The following is a 2,163-nucleotide window of genomic DNA, read 5'->3' as shown; positions in this document are numbered from 1 at the left end:
GGCTGTGTGGAAAGCCGAAGGACCACTCGAGTACCTGGGCCGCACAGACTCCCAGGTCAAATTTCGTGGCCAGCGGATCGAGCTCGGCGAGATCGAGTCCCGACTGCTGGCCACCGATTCAGTGGCGCAAGCCGTTGTCCTTGTCGGCGAGTCGGCTGGTTTGCAGCAGCTTGCCGCGTTCGTGGTGCCAAAGGCCGGCACGGCACCCGTTCCGAGCCAACTCCGAGCCGAGCTGTTTGCGACATTGCCATCACCGATGGTTCCGGGGTTTTTTCTGTTTGGGGGGTTGTGGCGAACCCCGCCGCGGGGAATGTTAGATCGAGGGGCGTTGGAGTCTCAGATCCCAGCGTTGAAGGTCTCCACGCAGCGGCCGCAGACTCCCACGGAACAGCTGGTCGCACGGACGTTCGCCGCAGTGCTCGGGGTCGACGAGGTAGGACGAGACCAAGACTTCTACGCGCAGGGCGGAAATTCCCTGCTCGCATTCCAAGTACGCAGCCTTCTTATGGCCGAGACCGGGTTGCAGCTACCGCTCCGCGATTTCTTTCGCACCCCCAGCGTGGCGAGTCTCGCCGCCCTTATCGACGGGCGATCGACATCAGCGACCGCTGACCTGGTCGAAGCCGACCTCCGATTGCTGGAAACGCTGCCGCGCACTCAGGACGAACCCGACTCTCCCGATAACCAGATACTGCTGACGGGAGCGACAGGTTTCCTCGGCGCGCATATCCTGCACGACCTGATCGAGCATACCGACGGGACGATCTGGTGCCTGGTTCGCGCACGGACAGACGACGAAGCCGCGGCGAAGGTCACTGATTCGCTGCTGAGATTCGGGCTTTGGAATCCGCGCATTCGCAACCGAATCATTGCTCTACCCGCCGACCTCGCTGCACCTGGACTCGGTATCGAATCCGAGGTATTCGACATGCTATGTTCGCGCATCAGCACGATCGTCCACTGCGGTGCACAGGTCAGTCATGTCGACGAATATGAACGCGTGCGCGCCGCGAATGTAGGCGGCACCCGGGAGCTGCTTCGGATGGCTGGCAGCGGTAGCAGGACATCGCTGCACTACATTTCGACCACTTCGATGTTCTCCGGAGCAGAATATCCGGTGGGAGCGCAGATTCTCGAACAGGACAGACCCGACTTCGCAGACGTGGAGTATTCCGGGTACGTGACATCCAAGTGGGTCGCTGAGTCCTTGGTCGAGTCTGCATCGGAGCGAGGGGTACCCACCTCTATCTACCGTGTCAGTTTGATCTCTGGCCACACGCGAACCGGCGCAGGAGCCACCCACGGGTTCTGGAATATCGTCCGCGCAATCGCAGTGCTCGGCGTCGCACCTGCAGCGATGGAGACACATATTGAGTTAGTGCCGGTGGACTATGCCGCAGAAGCGATTACGAGGATAGCAACCAACGCACTGCCCGACGGGCAAACTTTCCATATTGTCAATAATCGGCATGTGCCGGTACGTATGATCCTGGACTTGCTGCGATCCCGCGGTCATCGGATAACTGAAGTGAGTGCCAATGAATTTCGAAAACGACTGAGGGACGAAGCGAGCACACTTGCATCCACCGGCGACTTTTCGTTGGCAGGTGCCGCGCTGCTGAGCGAGTCCCGGGAGTGGGCAGCCCGCCGGGCAATGATGTTCGATGACAGCAATACCCGGAAGGCGCTTGCCGTAATCGGTATCAATTACCCGCCGGCCGACTCTGCCGTGCTCGAACGATATCTCGCGTACTTTGAGAGCATCGGATACATCCCGAATTCCAGTGTACGCAAAAACCTTCCGGCTATGGCCGGTGCATCCACGCAGGAGTAATCAGTCAGTGGACCTCTCGCTCTTCTTCTTCGCAAGTAACTCTGCAGACGCACGAGCAAACTACGCTCTGCTGGTCGACGCCGTTAAATTCGCCGACGCCAACGGATTTGCTGCAGTGTGGACACCTGAACGCCACTTCCATTCGTTTGGTGGCGCGTACCCCAACCCTGCGGTGACTAGTGCCGGGTTGGCCACGATCACCAACAACATCAGAATCCGCGCGGGAAGCGTTGTCGAAAAGTTGAAAGATAAGATGCGCATCGCAGAGGAGTGGTACGTTGTAGACACCATGTCCAACGGTCGGAACGGGGTTGAATTCGCATCCGGCT

At 59.3% G+C, this 2,163-nt stretch carries 2 protein-coding genes; both read left to right on the top strand.

The features are described 5' to 3' along the window. Nucleotides 1–1,834, top strand: a 1,834-nt coding sequence (locus ACFWPJ_RS31070) for a thioester reductase domain-containing protein (RefSeq protein WP_378856821.1), incomplete at its 5' end; no start/stop codon positions are given. 7 nt (nucleotides 1,835–1,841) lie between these two features. After that, nucleotides 1,842–2,163, top strand: a 322-nt coding sequence (locus ACFWPJ_RS31065) for an LLM class flavin-dependent oxidoreductase (RefSeq protein ID WP_378856819.1), incomplete at its 3' end; no start/stop codon positions are given.

This window comes from Nocardia sp. NPDC058497, from assembly GCF_042720195.1.
In the GTDB taxonomy this organism is placed as follows: domain Bacteria; phylum Actinomycetota; class Actinomycetes; order Mycobacteriales; family Mycobacteriaceae; genus Nocardia.
This window is presented reverse-complemented; position numbering and strand designations above follow the sequence as displayed.